We start from the raw sequence: 14,674 nt of genomic DNA, 5'->3' as shown, positions 1-14,674 counted from the left end.
CCTCAGGCTCCCTAAGGCCGGGAGCCTGAGCTGGAAAAACGATTACTCGTCTTCCAGTTCGATGTTGATACCGAGCGAGCGGATTTCTTTCAACAGTACGTTGAAGGACTCCGGCATGCCTGGTTCCATGCGGTGATCGCCATCCACGATGTTTTTGTACATCTTGGTACGGCCGTTAACGTCATCCGACTTAACGGTGAGCATTTCCTGCAGGGTATAAGCCGCGCCGTATGCTTCCAGTGCCCACACTTCCATCTCACCGAAGCGTTGACCACCGAACTGCGCCTTACCACCCAGCGGTTGCTGAGTAACCAAGCTGTAAGAACCGGTTGAACGGGCGTGCATCTTATCGTCAACCAAGTGGTTCAGTTTCAGCATGTACATATAGCCAACGGTAACCTGGCGCTCAAATTGCTCACCGGTACGGCCATCGAACAGCGTAATCTGACCCGAGGTTGGGATCCCGCCCATTTCCAGCAGTTGCTTGATTTCAGTCTCTTTCGCACCATCAAACACCGGCGTTGCGATTGGCATACCTTTTTTCAGGTTCTCTGCCAGACGCAGGACTTCGTCGTCGGTGAAGGTGTTCAGGTCAACTTTCTGGCAGACGTCGTCGCCCAGATCGTAGGCCTTCTGAATGAACTCACGCAGCTTGGCCACTTCCTGATGCTGCTTGAGCATTTGGTTGATCTTCTCACCAATGCCTTTCGCAGCCATACCCAGGTGGGTTTCCAGGATCTGACCGATGTTCATACGTGATGGTACGCCCAGCGGGTTCAGTACGATGTCAACCGGCGTGCCGTTTTCATCGTAAGGCATATCTTCGATCGGGTTGATCTTGGAGATAACACCTTTGTTACCGTGGCGGCCTGCCATTTTGTCACCCGGTTGGATCTGACGTTTAACGGCCAGATAAACCTTAACGATTTTCAGCACGCCTGGTGCCAGATCATCGCCCTGGGTGATCTTACGACGCTTGGCGTCCAGCTTCTTCTCGAAGTCGGATTTCAGCTCGTCGTACTGCTCTGCCAGCTGTTCCAGCTGGTTTTGCTTCTCTTCGTCGGTCAGGCCCAGTTCCAGCCAGCGATCGCGTGGCAGTTTGCTCAGCTTCTCAGCTTCGACACCGCCGGCAACCAGCACCGCATGGATACGCGTGAACAAGCCAGCTTCCAGGATCTGCAGTTCTTCAGTCAGGTCTTTCTTCGCCTGCTTCAGCTGCATCTCTTCGATTTCCAACGCACGCTTGTCTTTTTCCACGCCATCGCGGGTGAAGACCTGCACGTCGATAATCGTACCGGAAACGCCGTTTGGTACACGCAGAGAGGAATCTTTAACGTCAGATGCCTTCTCACCGAAGATCGCACGCAGCAGTTTCTCTTCTGGCGTCAGTTGGGTTTCACCTTTTGGCGTTACCTTACCGACCAGAATGTCACCACCGGTTACTTCAGCACCGATATACACGATACCGGATTCATCCAGTTTGGAGAGCGCAGCTTCACCCACGTTAGGGATGTCGGCAGTGATCTCTTCAGGCCCCAACTTGGTGTCGCGAGACACACACGCCAGTTCCTGGATATGGATGGTAGTGAAGCGATCTTCCTGAACTACACGCTCGGACACCAAGATGGAGTCTTCGAAGTTGTAGCCGTTCCACGGCATGAACGCCACGCGCATGTTCTGGCCCAGCGCCAGTTCACCCAGGTCAGTGGACGGGCCATCTGCCAGCACGTCGCCGCGCTCGATTGGCTCACCCAGATTCACACACGGCATCTGGTTGATGCAGGTGTTCTGGTTAGAACGGGTGTACTTGGTCAGGTTGTAAATATCGATACCTGCTTCGCCCGCGTGCATCTCGTCTTCGTTAACTTTGATAACGATACGGGAAGCATCCACGTACTGGATCACACCGCCACGGCGAGCTACGGCAGTAACACCGGAGTCAACCGCTACAGCACGTTCCATACCGGTACCTACCAGCGGCTTGTCAGCACGCAAGGTTGGAACCGCCTGACGTTGCATGTTCGCACCCATCAATGCACGGTTGGCGTCATCGTGTTCCAGGAATGGAATCAGTGAGGCACCAACGGAAACAACCTGCTGGGTTGATACGTCCATATAGTCAACCTGATCGCGGCTAAACAGGCTTGATTCGCCTTTGCTACGACAGGTGACCAGGTCTTCTATGAAGCGGCCGTCTTCGTCCAGGTTGGAGTTCGCCTGAGCGATAACGAAGTTGCCTTCTTCAATAGCAGACAGATAGTTGATTTCATCGGTAACCAAACCGTCACGCACGCGGCGGTACGGAGTTTCCAGGAAGCCATACTCGTTTGTCTGTGCGTACACGGACAAGGAGTTGATCAGACCGATGTTTGGACCTTCCGGCGTTTCGATTGGACACACACGACCGTAGTGAGTCGGGTGTACGTCTCGAACTTCAAAGCCGGCACGTTCACGGGTCAGACCGCCTGGGCCCAATGCAGAGATACGACGCTTGTGCGTGATCTCGGACAACGGGTTGTTCTGGTCCATAAACTGAGACAGCTGGCTGGAGCCGAAGAACTCTTTCACCGCCGCCGAAATCGGCTTGGCGTTGATCATGTCCTGTGGCATCAGGGTATCCAGATCGCCCAGGGACAGACGTTCTTTTACCGCACGCTCAACACGTACCAGACCTACACGGAACTGGTTCTCAGCCATTTCGCCGACGGAACGGATACGACGGTTGCCCAAGTGGTCGATATCGTCCACTTCGCCTTTACCGTTACGGATATCGATGAGCTTCTTCATCACTTCAATGATGTCGTCTTTGCTCAGGATGCCCGAACCTTCGATCTCGTCACGCAGCAGAGAACGGTTGAACTTCATACGACCAACCGCAGACAGATCATAGCGGTCTTCAGAGAAGAACAGGTTCTCGAACAGGCTTTCGGCAGCTTCGCGCGTTGGCGGCTCACCAGGGCGCATCATGCGGTAGATTTCTACCAGCGCGCTCAAACGATCGCTTGTTGGATCGACACGTACGGTCTCAGAGATGTACGCACCGTGGTCCAGATCGTTGGTGAACAGCGTTTCAATACGCTTGTGGCCTGACTGGCTCAGTTTGGCCAGCAGATCCAGCGACAGCTCCATGTTGGCTGCGCAGATCAGCTCACCGGTATTGGTATCGATATAGTCCTTCGCGACCACTTTGCCCGCGATGTACTCGACCGGTACTTCAATACTATGAATTTCGTCTTTTTCGAGCTGACGGATATGACGAGCGGTGATACGACGGCCTTTCTCAATGTAGATCTTGCCGTTGGCTTCGATATCAAACGAAGCAGTCTCACCACGCAGACGCTCTGGAACCAGCTCCATCTGCAGCTTGTTATCACGGATCTCGAAAACTACTTTCGCAAAGAACAGGTCAAGGATCTGCTCAGTGGTGTAGTTCAATGCACGCAGAATGATGGTCGCAGGCAATTTACGGCGACGGTCAATACGTACAAACAGGTTGTCTTTCGGGTCAAACTCGAAATCCAACCATGAACCGCGGTAAGGGATGATACGTGCGTTATACAGCACTTTACCCGAAGAGTGGGTTTTACCCTTATCGCTGTCGAAGAATACGCCAGGACTACGGTGAAGCTGAGATACGATAACCCTCTCAGTACCGTTGATCACAAAGGTGCCGTTTTCGGTCATGAGCGGAATCTCGCCCATATAGACTTCTTGTTCCTTGATGTCTTTGACCGTACCTTCCGGAGCTTCACGCTCGTAGATTACCAGGCGCAGTTTTACGCGCAGCGGTGCAGAGAACGTCACACCACGGATCTGGCACTCTTTGACGTCGAAGACCGGCTCACCAAGACGGTAGCTAACGTATTGCAGCTCCGAATTGCCACTGTAGCTCTGGATAGGGAAAACAGAACGGAATGCGGCTTCTAAGCCGTACTGCCCTTCTGGATCTTGCTCGATAAACTTCTGGAACGAATCAAGCTGGATAGAAAGGAGATATGGTATGTCCAAAACTTGTGGACGCTTACCAAAATCCTTACGAATACGTTTTTTCTCGGTATAGGAGTAAACCATAGGGTTCCTCAGCTCGCTGGAAAGTCGAACCTATCTGTCCGTCCGGATATAGGACGGTTCACGCAACACCATTTTGTCGACCGGAAAGCGGGAACACTTTCCGCAATACTCGTTTCTATCACGCTTAAATCATTTCGTTGCGCTGTACGGCAGATTTTGCTGCGGCAGGGAGGGCAATATATTAAGTCGTCGATAGAAAGAAATATTGGGGTTAGTCAGTAGCCAAACAGTGTGAAACTCTACTGACGCCCTACAGCGCAAAAAGGCTGGTGACCAAAAAGTCACCAGCCATCAGTCTGTTAGTTAAAACAGACTGCACTCAGAAAGCAGTGGCTTATTTAACTTCAACTTCAGCGCCAGCTTCTTCCAGAGCTTTTTTCAGTGCTTCAGCGTCGTCTTTGCTGATGCCTTCTTTCAGTGCTGCTGGTGCAGACTCAACCAGGTCTTTAGCTTCTTTCAGACCCAGGCCAGTTGCGCCACGTACTGCTTTGATTACTGCAACTTTGTTCGCGCCGATACCTTTCAGTACAACGTCGAATTCAGTTTTTTCTTCAACAGCTTCAGCAGCAGCAGCAGGACCTGCAGCTACAGCAGCAGCAGAAACACCGAACTTCTCTTCCATAGCGGCGATCAGTTCAACGATTTCCATTACAGACAGAGCTGCAACGCCTTCGATAATTTGGTCTTTAGTGATAGACATAACAAATGTTCCTAAAATTCAGAAATAGTTTAAATACGTAAGCAAAGGCTAAGAAAGAGGGCTTATGCCGCTTCTTTCTGATCGCGCAGTGCAGCCAGAGTGCGAACCAATTTGCCGGCAGCGGCTTCTTTCATGGTTGCCATCAGGCGTGCGATTGCTTCATCGTAAGTAGGCAGAGTTGCCAAGCGGTCAATTTGTGCCGCAGGGATCAGCTCACCTTCAAAGGCCGCAGCTTTAACCTCGAATTTTGCATTCGCTTTCGCGAACTCTTTGAACAGACGAGCAGCAGCGCCCGGGTGTTCGTTAGAGAATGCAATCAAGGTAGGACCGACAAACGTGTCTTTCAGGCATTCGAATGGAGTGCCTTCAACTACGCGACGCATCAAGGTGTTGCGAACAACACGCATGTAAACGCCAGCTTCACGACCTGCTTTACGCAGTTCAGTCATTTTATCAACGGTAACGCCACGGGAATCCGCAACAACCGCAGACAGCGCGCCTTTGGCTACTTCGTTGACTTCAGCAACAATCGCTTGTTTGTCTTGAAGATTTAATGCCATTAGCTTTTTGCTCCTGGATTTAGCCGGGGGAAATCCCCAGCACTCACATCACTCAACACCTTGTGATAAATCACGCAGCGAGAGCGTTCAAACACGGTGAGCAGAATCCAGCAAAGACAATTTAAAAATTTTCTTTAGGCTCTGTCACCGTCTACGCAGGAAGGATTAAGTACCTTTCGATACACCTGCGGTCTTGGACGGAGGCCTGGATAGGCCAGGCTCCAACCGAAAAATCTTTGTTCCACTATGGCTATTGCCAATAGCAAAACCTTGGGGCATAAGATTCTAGACGAACCTTAGCCCCAAGTCAAAGCGATAATCGCAGGGCGATTAGTTCGCTACAGCAGTCAGGCCGCTTTGATCGATAGCAACGCCAGCACCCATGGTGGTGGAGAGGCTAACTTTCTTGATGTACACGCCTTTCGCCTGAGATGGTTTTGCTTTTTTCAGCGCAACCAGCAGGGCTTCCAGGTTTTCTTTCAGCTTGTCTGACTCGAAATCAACCTTACCGATAGTGGTATGGATGATGCCGTTTTTGTCGTTACGGTAACGAACCTGACCTGCTTTAGCGTTTTTCACTGCTTCAGCAACGTTCGGAGTAACGGTACCCACTTTCGGGTTTGGCATCAGGCCACGTGGACCCAGGATCTGGCCCAGTTGACCAACAACGCGCATTGCATCCGGGGAAGCAATAACAACGTCGAAGTTCATTTCGCCTTTCTTGATCAGGTCTGCCAGATCTTCCATACCTACCAGCTCTGCGCCAGCAGCTTTAGCAGCTTCAGCGTTAGGGCCCTGGGCAAATACGGCAACGCGAACGGAACGACCGGTGCCGTTTGGCAGAACGGTAGCGCCACGAACGTTTTGGTCAGATTTACGAGCGTCGATGCCGAGGTTAACAGCAACGTCAACGCTTTCTACGAATTTAGCGGTGGCCAGCTCTTTCAGCAGAGCAACAGCTTCGGTGATGTCATACTGTTTAGTAGCATCAACTTTGTCACGGATCACGCGCATGCGCTTGGTCAGCTTAGCCATTTCTTAATCCTCCACTACCAGGCCCATGGAACGAGCAGTACCTTCGATGGAGCGAGTCATCGCTTCAACGTCAGAACCAGTCATGTCCGCAGCTTTGGTTTCTGCGATTTCACGTACCTGAGCACGAGTCACTTTACCTACTTTGTCTTTGTTCGGCTTGCCAGAACCAGACTTGATACCAGCCGCTTTTTTCAGCAGAACTGCTGCTGGCGGGGTTTTGGTAACGAAAGTGAAGGAGCGATCAGAATAAACGGTAATAACAACCGGAATCGGCAGACCTTTCTCAACGCTGTCAGTCTTAGCATTGAACGCCTTACAGAATTCCATGATGTTAACGCCTTGCTGACCCAGAGCTGGACCAACTGGCGGACTTGGGTTAGCCATACCGGCTGCAACCTGCAGCTTAACGTAGGCTTGTACTTTCTTGGCCATTTACAATTCCTCGGTTTGGGTAATATCGCCTCAATAGAGGCTCCCCGTGTTTCACCCCGCTCAACTCAATGAGCAAGGCCTATAAAAACAAAAGGCGCGAAATTATAGTTCAATTTCGCGCCTCTGACAAGCGGCAAAAGCCACTCGCTGCTGATTAATTGATCAGCCTTTTTCAACCTGAGCGAAGTCCAGTTCCACCGGCGTTGCACGGCCAAAGATGGAAACGGAAACTTTCAGGCGGCTCTTCTCGTAATCCACTTCTTCAACAACACCGTTGAAGTCAGCAAACGGACCATCGTTAACACGGACCAGTTCACCCGGTTCGAACAACGTTTTAGGACGCGGCTTATCACCCACCTGCTGCAGGCGGTTCATAATCGCATCAACTTCTTTATCGCTGATCGGTGCCGGACGGTCAGAGGTACCGCCGATGAAACCCATTACGCGCGGAACACTACGCACCAGGTGCCAGCTGGCGTCGTTCATTACCATCTGGACCAGGACATAGCCCGGGAAGAATTTACGTTCACTTTTACGACGTTGGCCACCACGGATCTCAACAACTTCTTCCGTAGGTACCATCACTTCGCCGAACAGTTCTTCCATATCGTGCAGTTTGATGTGCTCACGCAGCGATTGCGCTACGCGACCTTCAAAACCGGAAAACGCCTGAACGACGTACCAACGTTTTTTTGGAGCTTCAGACATTTTAGAACCTCAGGCCAGTAATAAACGATACCAGACGGACCAAAATACCGTCCAGGCCCCACAGAATCAGTGACATCACGGCAGTTACCGCGGCAACGATCAACGTGGTGTGTAGCGTTTCCTGACGAGTTGGCCAGATCACCTTGCGCACTTCAGTGCGCGCTTCGCGTGCAAACGCAACGGTGGCCTTGCCTTTGGTGGTCATCAGCGCTACAGCGCCAGCAACAGCGATAACCACTACAACAGCCAGCGCACGTAATGGCAGGCTGAAATCACGGTAGTAATAGTTACCGACAATCGCTACAACCAACAGAACGGCGACGATCAGCCACTTAGCCGTTTCCAGGCCGCGCCCGCTCCCTTGAGCCTCGGTATTCGCACTCATAAACCAACCTGTCACAATGAATTCAGAACAGACAACTTTGCCTCGCACAGCAAGACAAACCAAACCGATCAAATGCCGCTCGGCAGCATTTCGGTGTTTTACGCTATGACGTATCTCAGTCAATACGGCTTTAAGAGCCCATCTCACCAATGATTATGACTGCAAAATCGCTGATGAGATAGGTTCTAGTTCACAGCGTAGAAAAAGGGCATCAAATGATGCCCTTTTACCGCGTGTCGCGTCAAACGTTATCAGCGATTAAGCGATAACTTTGGCAACAACACCAGCGCCAACGGTACGGCCGCCTTCACGGATTGCGAAACGCAGGCCGTCGTCCATCGCGATTGGGTGGATCAGGGTAACAACCATGTTCACGTTGTCACCTGGCATTACCATTTCAACGCCTTCTGGCAGTTCGATGGTACCGGTCACGTCAGTTGTACGGAAGTAGAACTGTGGACGGTAGCCTTTGAAGAATGGAGTATGACGACCACCTTCTTCTTTGCTCAGGATGTACACTTCTGAGTCGAACTTGGTGTGTGGCTTGATTGAACCTGGTTTAGCCAGTACCTGACCACGTTCGATGTCTTCACGCTTGATACCACGCAGCAGAACACCAACGTTCTCACCAGCACGGCCTTCGTCCAGCAGTTTGCGGAACATTTCAACGCCAGTACAGGTAGACTTAACGGTGTCTTTGATACCAACGATTTCAACTTCTTCGCCAACTTTAACGATACCGCGCTCAACACGACCGGTAACAACGGTACCACGACCGGAGATGGAGAAGACGTCTTCGATTGGCAGCAGGAACGGCTTGTCGATAGCACGCTCTGGTTCTGGGATGTAAGAATCCAGGTAACCGGCCAGCTCGATGATTTTAGCTTCCCACTCAGCTTCGCCTTCCAGTGCTTTCAGCGCTGAACCACGAACAACCGGCAGGTCATCACCAGGGAAGTCGTAAGCAGACAGAAGTTCACGAACTTCCATTTCTACCAGTTCCAGCAGCTCTTCATCATCAACCATGTCGCATTTGTTCATGAATACGATGATGAAAGGAACGCCAACCTGACGACCCAGCAGGATGTGCTCACGGGTCTGAGGCATTGGGCCGTCAGTCGCAGCAACAACCAGGATAGCGCCGTCCATCTGAGCAGCACCGGTGATCATGTTTTTAACGTAGTCGGCGTGCCCTGGGCAGTCAACGTGCGCGTAGTGACGAGTCGGGGTGTCATACTCAACGTGAGAAGTGTTGATGGTGATACCACGAGCTTTTTCTTCTGGCGCGTTATCGATCTGGTCGAAAGCACGTGCAGAACCGCCGTAGGTTTTAGCCAGAACGGTGGTGATTGCTGCAGTCAGGGTAGTTTTACCGTGGTCAACGTGGCCGATAGTACCGACGTTAACGTGCGGTTTTGAACGTTCAAACTTTTCTTTAGACATCGATTGTCCCTCTAAGACACGGATAAATCGGTGGTATCACCACATCAACCAAGCATTTGCTTGTTGAATCCAGAACAGAAAGAAAATCAGGGGGCGAGATAATAAGAAGTGGTGCTGATAGGCAGATTCGAACTGCCGACCTCACCCTTACCAAGGGTGCGCTCTACCAACTGAGCTATATCAGCACATCTTGGAGCGGGCAGTGGGAATCGAACCCACATCATCAGCTTGGAAGGCTGAGGTAATAGCCATTATACGATGCCCGCATCCTGGAACTCGGCTACCTGACTTTTCTGTAGAATTTTAAGGGAGGAGAAGGATTGTTTATCGCTTAACTCTCACCCTTCGAGTTGTTTGCGCTATGCGCTGTACAACTCGAACCTTGCGAAGGCTTTCACCTTCTCCTTCTGCAAGTCAACCGTTGCGAGATTATCGCTGGCCAGTTAACTGCCTAAGGCAAGATATGGTGGTGGGGGAAGGATTCGAACCTTCGAAGTCTGTGACGGCAGATTTACAGTCTGCTCCCTTTGGCCGCTCGGGAACCCCACCAGATTTTAACTACTGTGACTTGATTGGTGCCGGCTACCGGAATCGAACTGGTGACCTACTGATTACAAGTCAGTTGCTCTACCAACTGAGCTAAGCCGGCATCAAGTGCAGCGCATTCTAGGTAGACCGGACGACCTATGCAACAAAAAAATTGCGTTAGTTGCACTTTCGCTCACAAATCACCCAATTTTGCACGGTGTCTTGCAATTTACTGCGCGTAGCGTGCAAAGATTCATCAACTGCAGGCATCATTCTCTACAATTTAATCCACTTTTTGCAAGTATTGACCCTTTCTTTCCCCGTGCCCGTTATCTCAAATCCGTAAACCCAAAACAGGAAACTGTGAGTGATATCGATGCACCAAAAAAGGGATGAGTGCCCCACGTAATGACATCAACTATCATTATTTCTCACCGCTTTCGCTGCCACAGCACCCACCACCGCTCTGGCGCAATTATTGCTTGTCTTCATTACCCCCTCACCCAGGAGGAATGACCGATGAAAATTGTCCTGATTAATGCCGCCACGCTGCCCATTTACCGAAATGAACTGGCTCGCCTGTTGACCGATGCGGTAACGCATGGGGCCTCAGTGGGCTACGACACACTGATCCCGCATGAAGACGCCGAGAGTTACTTCCACAGCCTGAGGCCTGCCTTGGCCAAAGGAGAGCTGTTGTTGTGGATTGCCAGAGACGAGCGCGGCGTCATTGGCACAGTACAACTGGAGCTGTGCCAGAAACCGAATGGACGCAACAGGGCTGAAGTACAAAAACTATTAGTCCACAGCCGGGCACGTCGTAACGGTGTCGGACAAGCCCTGATGAAAGCATTGGAACAGTCAGCACTTCAGCAACAGCGCGGCCTGCTTTATCTCGACACGCAGGCAGGGTCCGCTGCAGAGGCGCTGTATCGCTCATTGGGCTATCGCTGTCTCGGAGAGTTACCTGACTATGCCGCCGCACCCGATGGCTACTATCACCCGACAGTCATTTACTACAAACGCCTGTTCGCGGTTAACCAAACCTCCCCTGCCATCGCCAGCTAGCATGAAAGCGGTATCATTTCCTAGCGATACCGCTTTGCAACGCCTCTGCCATCAACTGCGCGCCGCTTCTCACAATTGACATAAACTGCCGCCAATCGATAACTTTTGCGAAAAAAGTCTACGCCAAAAACGAAGCTGTCTATAATATGCAGCTTGTTTATTATCTGGAGTTGGCGTCCGGCGCCTTTCCCAACCTGCGTTAACAGGCAGAATTTGGCTTATGATAAAAAGAGATCAATCTTTAGCGACGCCCTATCTTCAGTTCGATCGTACCCAGTGGGCTGCGTTGCGAGATTCGGTGCCGCTGACACTGTCAGAAGAAGAGATTGTTAAACTGAAAGGGATTAACGAAGATCTCTCTTTGGAAGAGGTGGCTCAGATTTATCTGCCGCTGTCGCGGTTGCTGAACTTCTATATCAGTTCCAACCTGCGCCGTCAGGCCGTACTCGAGCAATTTCTCGGAACCGATGGACAAAAAATCCCCTACGTTATCGGCATCGCCGGCAGCGTTGCTGTAGGCAAAAGTACCACCGCACGTTTATTACAGGCATTGCTTAGCAGTTGGCCGGAACACCGTAGCGTTGAGCTGATAACCACTGATGGTTTCCTGCATCCCAATAAAGTGTTGAACGAACGCGGGCTGATGAAGAAAAAAGGTTTCCCGCAGTCTTACGATATGCACAGCCTGGTCAAGTTCGTTTCTGAAGTGAAATCCGGCGCCAAACGCGTCACTGCTCCGGTATATTCCCACTTGATTTATGATGTTGTTCCTGAAGGAAATAAAGTCATCGAGCAGCCGGATATTCTTATTTTGGAAGGGCTCAACGTTTTACAAAGCGGTATGGACTATCCTCATGATCCGCATCGCGTATTTGTTTCTGACTTTGTTGATTTCTCTATATATGTCGACGCACCGGAAGAACTGTTACAGTCCTGGTACATTAACCGGTTCCTTAAATTCCGTCAGGGAGCGTTTTCTAATCCTGATTCTTATTTCCATAACTATTCCAAGCTGCCAGAACCTGAGGCTGTTAATATAGCCACTCAGCTGTGGAATGAAATTAATGGATTGAATTTACAGGAAAATATCCTTCCAACACGCGAACGTGCGAGCCTGATTATGACCAAAAGCGCTAATCATGCAGTCGAGAGTGTTCGTTTGAGAAAGTAATTTCATTAGCGACAAGGGGCCTTAGAGCCCCTTATTAATAATAATTTACTCTGCACTACGTAGCGATATTTCCCCGCCAATGAATGGCTTAATAACACCATTTTGCTCAAGCAATAATGCCCCTTGCTGATCGATACCGCGAGCAGTGCCGAATATTTGCTGCTCACCGATTAATAGCTTAACAGGCCGGTCAATAAAGTTATCCAACGCATGCCAGCGTGAAATAAAGGGAGTCAAACCCTCAATCTCAAACTGACGCAGCGATTGGCGTAGCTCATTAAGCAAAGTCGCGGCCAGCTCATTGCGATCGATATTAATCCCCGCTTCCTGCAGGTTTATCCAGCCTTGATTAATGGCATTGGCATTAGTTTCACGCATCGCCAAATTGATACCTGCACCGATGACCAGCTGTGCCGCATCACCGGTTTTCCCTGTCAATTCGACCAAGATCCCAGCCAACTTACGATCGTTAAGATATAAATCATTCGGCCATTTGACTCTGACATCCTGCGCGCCGAGGCCTTGCAACACTTCGGCCATCACTATACCAATCACCAGGCTCAGACCCATTGCGGCGGCAGGCCCCTGCTCGAGGCGCCAAAACATTGAAAGATAGAGATTGGCGCCAAATGGAGATATCCATTGGCGTCCACGTCGACCACGCCCGGCTTGCTGATACTCAGCGACACAGGCATCACCCGACTGCAGCTCAGCAATACGCTCCAATAGGTATTGGTTGGTAGAATCCACGACCGGCAGCACGGTGACACGCTTATCTGCCAATTGGCTGAGAATACGTTCGGCATCCAGCAATTGGATTGGAGCAGGCAGACTGTAGCCTTTTCCGGGTACGGTAAACACGTCCAGACCCCACTCACGGATGGTCTGTATATGCTTGTTAATGGCTGCGCGGCTCATCCCCAGTAATTCACCAAGGTGCTCGCCTGAATGGAAACCACCATCGGCCAGTATTGCAATCAGCTTGAGGGGAACTTTGGTATCCTTCATGACAGAACCTCTACGGCATTCAACTCGCCATCCTTACCGATAAAGCGTACTTCTGGCTCTAACCAGACATCAAATTTTTTCGCTACGGTATTACGCACATGGCGTGCCAAGGTGACCACGTCCTGACTGGTGGCACTATCCACATTAACCAGAACAAGCGCCTGTTGACTATGTACCGCCGCACCGCCAATACGATAGCCTTTCAGCTCACACTGATCGATCAACCAGCCAGCTGCCAGCTTCACCTGACCATCCTGCTGTGGGTAATGCGGCATACCAGGATATTCGAGCATCAGCGCAGCGGCCTTTTCACTACTGACCAACGGATTTTTGAAGAAACTACCGGCATTACCCATCACCTTAGGATCCGGCAGCTTACTGCGACGCATGGCGCACACTGAATCAAAGACCTGACGTGGGGTCACCGTTTGCGGATCCAGTTTTGCCAGATCGCCATAATTAAGCATCGGGTTCCATTGTTTGTTCAGGCGCAAGCCTACGCCAACAATGATGTGCCCCTTCTGAAAATGATGTTTGAAAATGCTTTCACGGTAGCCAAACCCACAATCTGACGCTGAAATGCGATCGATGGCTCCCGTACTCAGATCCAACAGATCAACGTAGTCACATACGCTTTTGAGCTCGATGCCATAGGCGCCGATATTCTGAATGGGGGCAGAGCCGACCAGGCCAGGGATCAGAGCCAAATTTTCCAGGCCAGGAATGCTGATATCCAGGGTCCGACAAACCAGGCCATGCCAATTTTCACCTGAGCTGACGTGGAGGAACCAGGCATCCTTTTCTTCTCTGATATCAATGCCTTTCAATTGATTGATCATGACCGTACCGGCAAAGTCTTCAAGAAACAGGACGTTACTTCCTTCACCGAGTACCAGCAGCGGCTCTTGGCGCTTCTGCGTTTTCTGCCAAACCTTGATCATTAATTCGATAGTGTTGGCAATGACCAGATGCGCTGCGTTGACCGGGAGCGCAAAGGTATTGTGGTTTTTTAATGACGCGCTTTCAGTAGACATAACGATAAATACCTATACGGAAATGAACCTCCACCTAGTCTACTCGATTCGGTACGTCAGACTAATATTTGTTTTCATTGATATTGCTTTTATCTGGAGATCATCCATAGATGAAATATTTCTAATTGTTTTATAAGGTAATTTCTATATAAATTAATTAGGTAATACATTAGAGATAATGGTTAAGATGATTAATAAAAGTTTTTCTTGGTGGGTGCACTTATTGTTGAGAGCCAAACCAATCCAATTAGGGCTGATTTACATTCATCCGAAAACAGTTATGTTTTTTAAACATTAACCATATTTATAATCGCGAATATAACTGGCAGGAATTTATTCGTAGGAAAGTGCAGATTACCGGCTAGCAAGACCCAGCCTGGCTGCGCCTTTTTTCTTTCGCACACAGCAAAAAGGCCATCCTTGCGGATGGCCTCTTGGCTTAATTGATGCCTGGCAGTGTCCTACTCTCGCATGGGGAGACCCCACACTACCATCGGCGCTACGGCGTTTCACTTCTGAGTTCGGCATGGG

At 50.4% G+C, this 14,674-nt stretch carries 12 protein-coding genes, 4 tRNA genes, 1 rRNA gene and 1 other RNA gene; 2 read left to right on the top strand and 16 right to left on the bottom strand.

The window, feature by feature from the left end:
• Positions 1-42 precede the first annotated feature (42 nt).
• The 13 genes from rpoB to AAZT04_RS25510 all read right to left on the bottom strand — a co-directional run bounded on the left by rpoB (position 43) and on the right by AAZT04_RS25510 (position 9,983).
• Positions 43-4,071, bottom strand: a complete 4,029-nt coding sequence (rpoB, locus tag AAZT04_RS25570; protein WP_020828744.1) for a DNA-directed RNA polymerase subunit beta — start codon at positions 4,069-4,071, stop codon at positions 43-45.
• A gap of 334 nt (positions 4,072-4,405) precedes the next feature.
• Positions 4,406-4,771 carry a 50S ribosomal protein L7/L12 gene (gene rplL / locus AAZT04_RS25565; protein WP_012004743.1) on the bottom strand — a complete coding sequence of 122 codons (366 nt, stop codon included), beginning with the start codon at positions 4,769-4,771 and terminating at the stop codon, positions 4,406-4,408.
• 62 nt (positions 4,772-4,833) lie between these two features.
• Positions 4,834-5,331, bottom strand: coding sequence for a 50S ribosomal protein L10 (gene rplJ / locus AAZT04_RS25560; RefSeq protein WP_020828745.1), 498 nt, complete (start codon positions 5,329-5,331; stop codon positions 4,834-4,836).
• Positions 5,332-5,661: 330 nt separating this feature from the next.
• Positions 5,662-6,366 (bottom strand): 50S ribosomal protein L1, encoded by a 705-nt coding sequence (gene rplA / locus AAZT04_RS25555; protein WP_004953932.1) that lies wholly within the window; start codon positions 6,364-6,366, stop codon positions 5,662-5,664.
• Between the two features lie 3 nt (positions 6,367-6,369).
• A complete protein-coding gene (gene rplK / locus AAZT04_RS25550; protein WP_015376316.1) occupies positions 6,370-6,798 on the bottom strand; it encodes a 50S ribosomal protein L11 in 429 nt (142 codons plus the stop codon).
• Between the two features lie 162 nt (positions 6,799-6,960).
• Positions 6,961-7,506 carry a transcription termination/antitermination protein NusG gene (gene nusG / locus AAZT04_RS25545; protein ID WP_004953928.1) on the bottom strand — a complete coding sequence of 182 codons (546 nt, stop codon included), beginning with the start codon at positions 7,504-7,506 and terminating at the stop codon, positions 6,961-6,963.
• Position 7,507: 1 nt separating this feature from the next.
• Positions 7,508-7,891, bottom strand: a complete 384-nt coding sequence (gene secE, locus AAZT04_RS25540; protein ID WP_020828746.1) for a preprotein translocase subunit SecE — start codon at positions 7,889-7,891, stop codon at positions 7,508-7,510.
• A 258-nt stretch (positions 7,892-8,149) separates the two neighbouring features.
• Positions 8,150-9,334 carry an elongation factor Tu gene (tuf, locus tag AAZT04_RS25535; RefSeq protein ID WP_020828747.1) on the bottom strand — a complete coding sequence of 395 codons (1,185 nt, stop codon included), beginning with the start codon at positions 9,332-9,334 and terminating at the stop codon, positions 8,150-8,152.
• Positions 9,335-9,443: 109 nt separating this feature from the next.
• Positions 9,444-9,519 (bottom strand) — tRNA-Thr (locus tag AAZT04_RS25530).
• Positions 9,520-9,525: 6 nt separating this feature from the next.
• A tRNA-Gly gene (locus tag AAZT04_RS25525) sits at positions 9,526-9,600 on the bottom strand.
• A gap of 37 nt (positions 9,601-9,637) precedes the next feature.
• A non-coding RNA gene (locus tag AAZT04_RS25520) (RtT sRNA) lies at positions 9,638-9,752 on the bottom strand.
• Positions 9,753-9,798: 46 nt separating this feature from the next.
• Positions 9,799-9,883: transfer RNA gene (locus AAZT04_RS25515), tRNA-Tyr, on the bottom strand.
• Between the two features lie 24 nt (positions 9,884-9,907).
• Positions 9,908-9,983 (bottom strand) — tRNA-Thr (locus AAZT04_RS25510).
• A 398-nt stretch (positions 9,984-10,381) separates the two neighbouring features.
• Between AAZT04_RS25510 and AAZT04_RS25505 the strand changes: the two genes are divergently transcribed.
• Both AAZT04_RS25505 and coaA read left to right on the top strand, forming a co-directional pair.
• On the top strand, positions 10,382-10,930 hold the full coding sequence (locus AAZT04_RS25505; RefSeq protein WP_020828748.1) for a GNAT family N-acetyltransferase: 549 nt from the start codon (positions 10,382-10,384) through the stop codon (positions 10,928-10,930).
• A gap of 220 nt (positions 10,931-11,150) precedes the next feature.
• On the top strand, positions 11,151-12,101 hold the full coding sequence (gene coaA, locus AAZT04_RS25500) for a type I pantothenate kinase (protein WP_020828749.1): 951 nt from the start codon (positions 11,151-11,153) through the stop codon (positions 12,099-12,101).
• Positions 12,102-12,146: 45 nt separating this feature from the next.
• Here coaA and birA read toward each other — a convergent pair whose 3' ends face one another.
• The 3 genes from birA to rrf form a co-directional block, all read right to left on the bottom strand.
• On the bottom strand, positions 12,147-13,109 hold the full coding sequence (birA, locus tag AAZT04_RS25495; protein ID WP_046374700.1) for a bifunctional biotin--[acetyl-CoA-carboxylase] ligase/biotin operon repressor BirA: 963 nt from the start codon (positions 13,107-13,109) through the stop codon (positions 12,147-12,149).
• Complete coding sequence (gene murB / locus AAZT04_RS25490; protein ID WP_434682290.1) at positions 13,106-14,143, bottom strand: UDP-N-acetylmuramate dehydrogenase; 1,038 nt, start codon at positions 14,141-14,143, stop codon at positions 13,106-13,108. The genes birA and murB overlap by 4 nt, the downstream gene beginning before the upstream one ends.
• A 448-nt stretch (positions 14,144-14,591) precedes the next feature.
• Positions 14,592-14,674: ribosomal RNA gene (gene rrf, locus AAZT04_RS25485) — 5S ribosomal RNA — on the bottom strand; the annotation flags it as partial.

It is taken from the genome of Serratia sp. Je.1.23.a (genome assembly GCF_051129805.1).
GTDB lineage: Bacteria > Pseudomonadota > Gammaproteobacteria > Enterobacterales > Enterobacteriaceae > Serratia > Serratia liquefaciens.
The sequence above is the reverse complement of the archived record's forward strand: the minus strand, read 5'-3'. Positions and strand labels throughout refer to the sequence as shown.

Bases quoted from the DNA above. Each gene is read 5' to 3' on its own strand.
- rpoB (WP_020828744.1), bottom strand. From the start codon at position 4,071: ATGGTTTACTCCTATACCGAGAAAAAACGTATTCGTAAGGATTTTGGT.
- rplL (WP_012004743.1), bottom strand. From the start codon at position 4,771: ATGTCTATCACTAAAGACCAAATTATCGAAGGCGTTGCAGCTCTGTCT.
- rplJ (WP_020828745.1), bottom strand. From the start codon at position 5,331: ATGGCATTAAATCTTCAAGACAAACAAGCGATTGTTGCTGAAGTCAAC.
- rplA (WP_004953932.1), bottom strand. From the start codon at position 6,366: ATGGCTAAGCTGACCAAGCGCATGCGCGTGATCCGTGACAAAGTTGAT.
- rplK (WP_015376316.1), bottom strand. From the start codon at position 6,798: ATGGCCAAGAAAGTACAAGCCTACGTTAAGCTGCAGGTTGCAGCCGGT.
- nusG (WP_004953928.1), bottom strand. From the start codon at position 7,506: ATGTCTGAAGCTCCAAAAAAACGTTGGTACGTCGTTCAGGCGTTTTCC.
- secE (WP_020828746.1), bottom strand. From the start codon at position 7,891: ATGAGTGCGAATACCGAGGCTCAAGGGAGCGGGCGCGGCCTGGAAACG.
- tuf (WP_020828747.1), bottom strand. From the start codon at position 9,334: ATGTCTAAAGAAAAGTTTGAACGTTCAAAACCGCACGTTAACGTCGGT.
- AAZT04_RS25505 (WP_020828748.1), top strand. From the start codon at position 10,382: ATGAAAATTGTCCTGATTAATGCCGCCACGCTGCCCATTTACCGAAAT.
- coaA (WP_020828749.1), top strand. From the start codon at position 11,151: ATGATAAAAAGAGATCAATCTTTAGCGACGCCCTATCTTCAGTTCGAT.
- birA (WP_046374700.1), bottom strand. From the start codon at position 13,109: ATGAAGGATACCAAAGTTCCCCTCAAGCTGATTGCAATACTGGCCGAT.
- murB (WP_434682290.1), bottom strand. From the start codon at position 14,143: ATGTCTACTGAAAGCGCGTCATTAAAAAACCACAATACCTTTGCGCTC.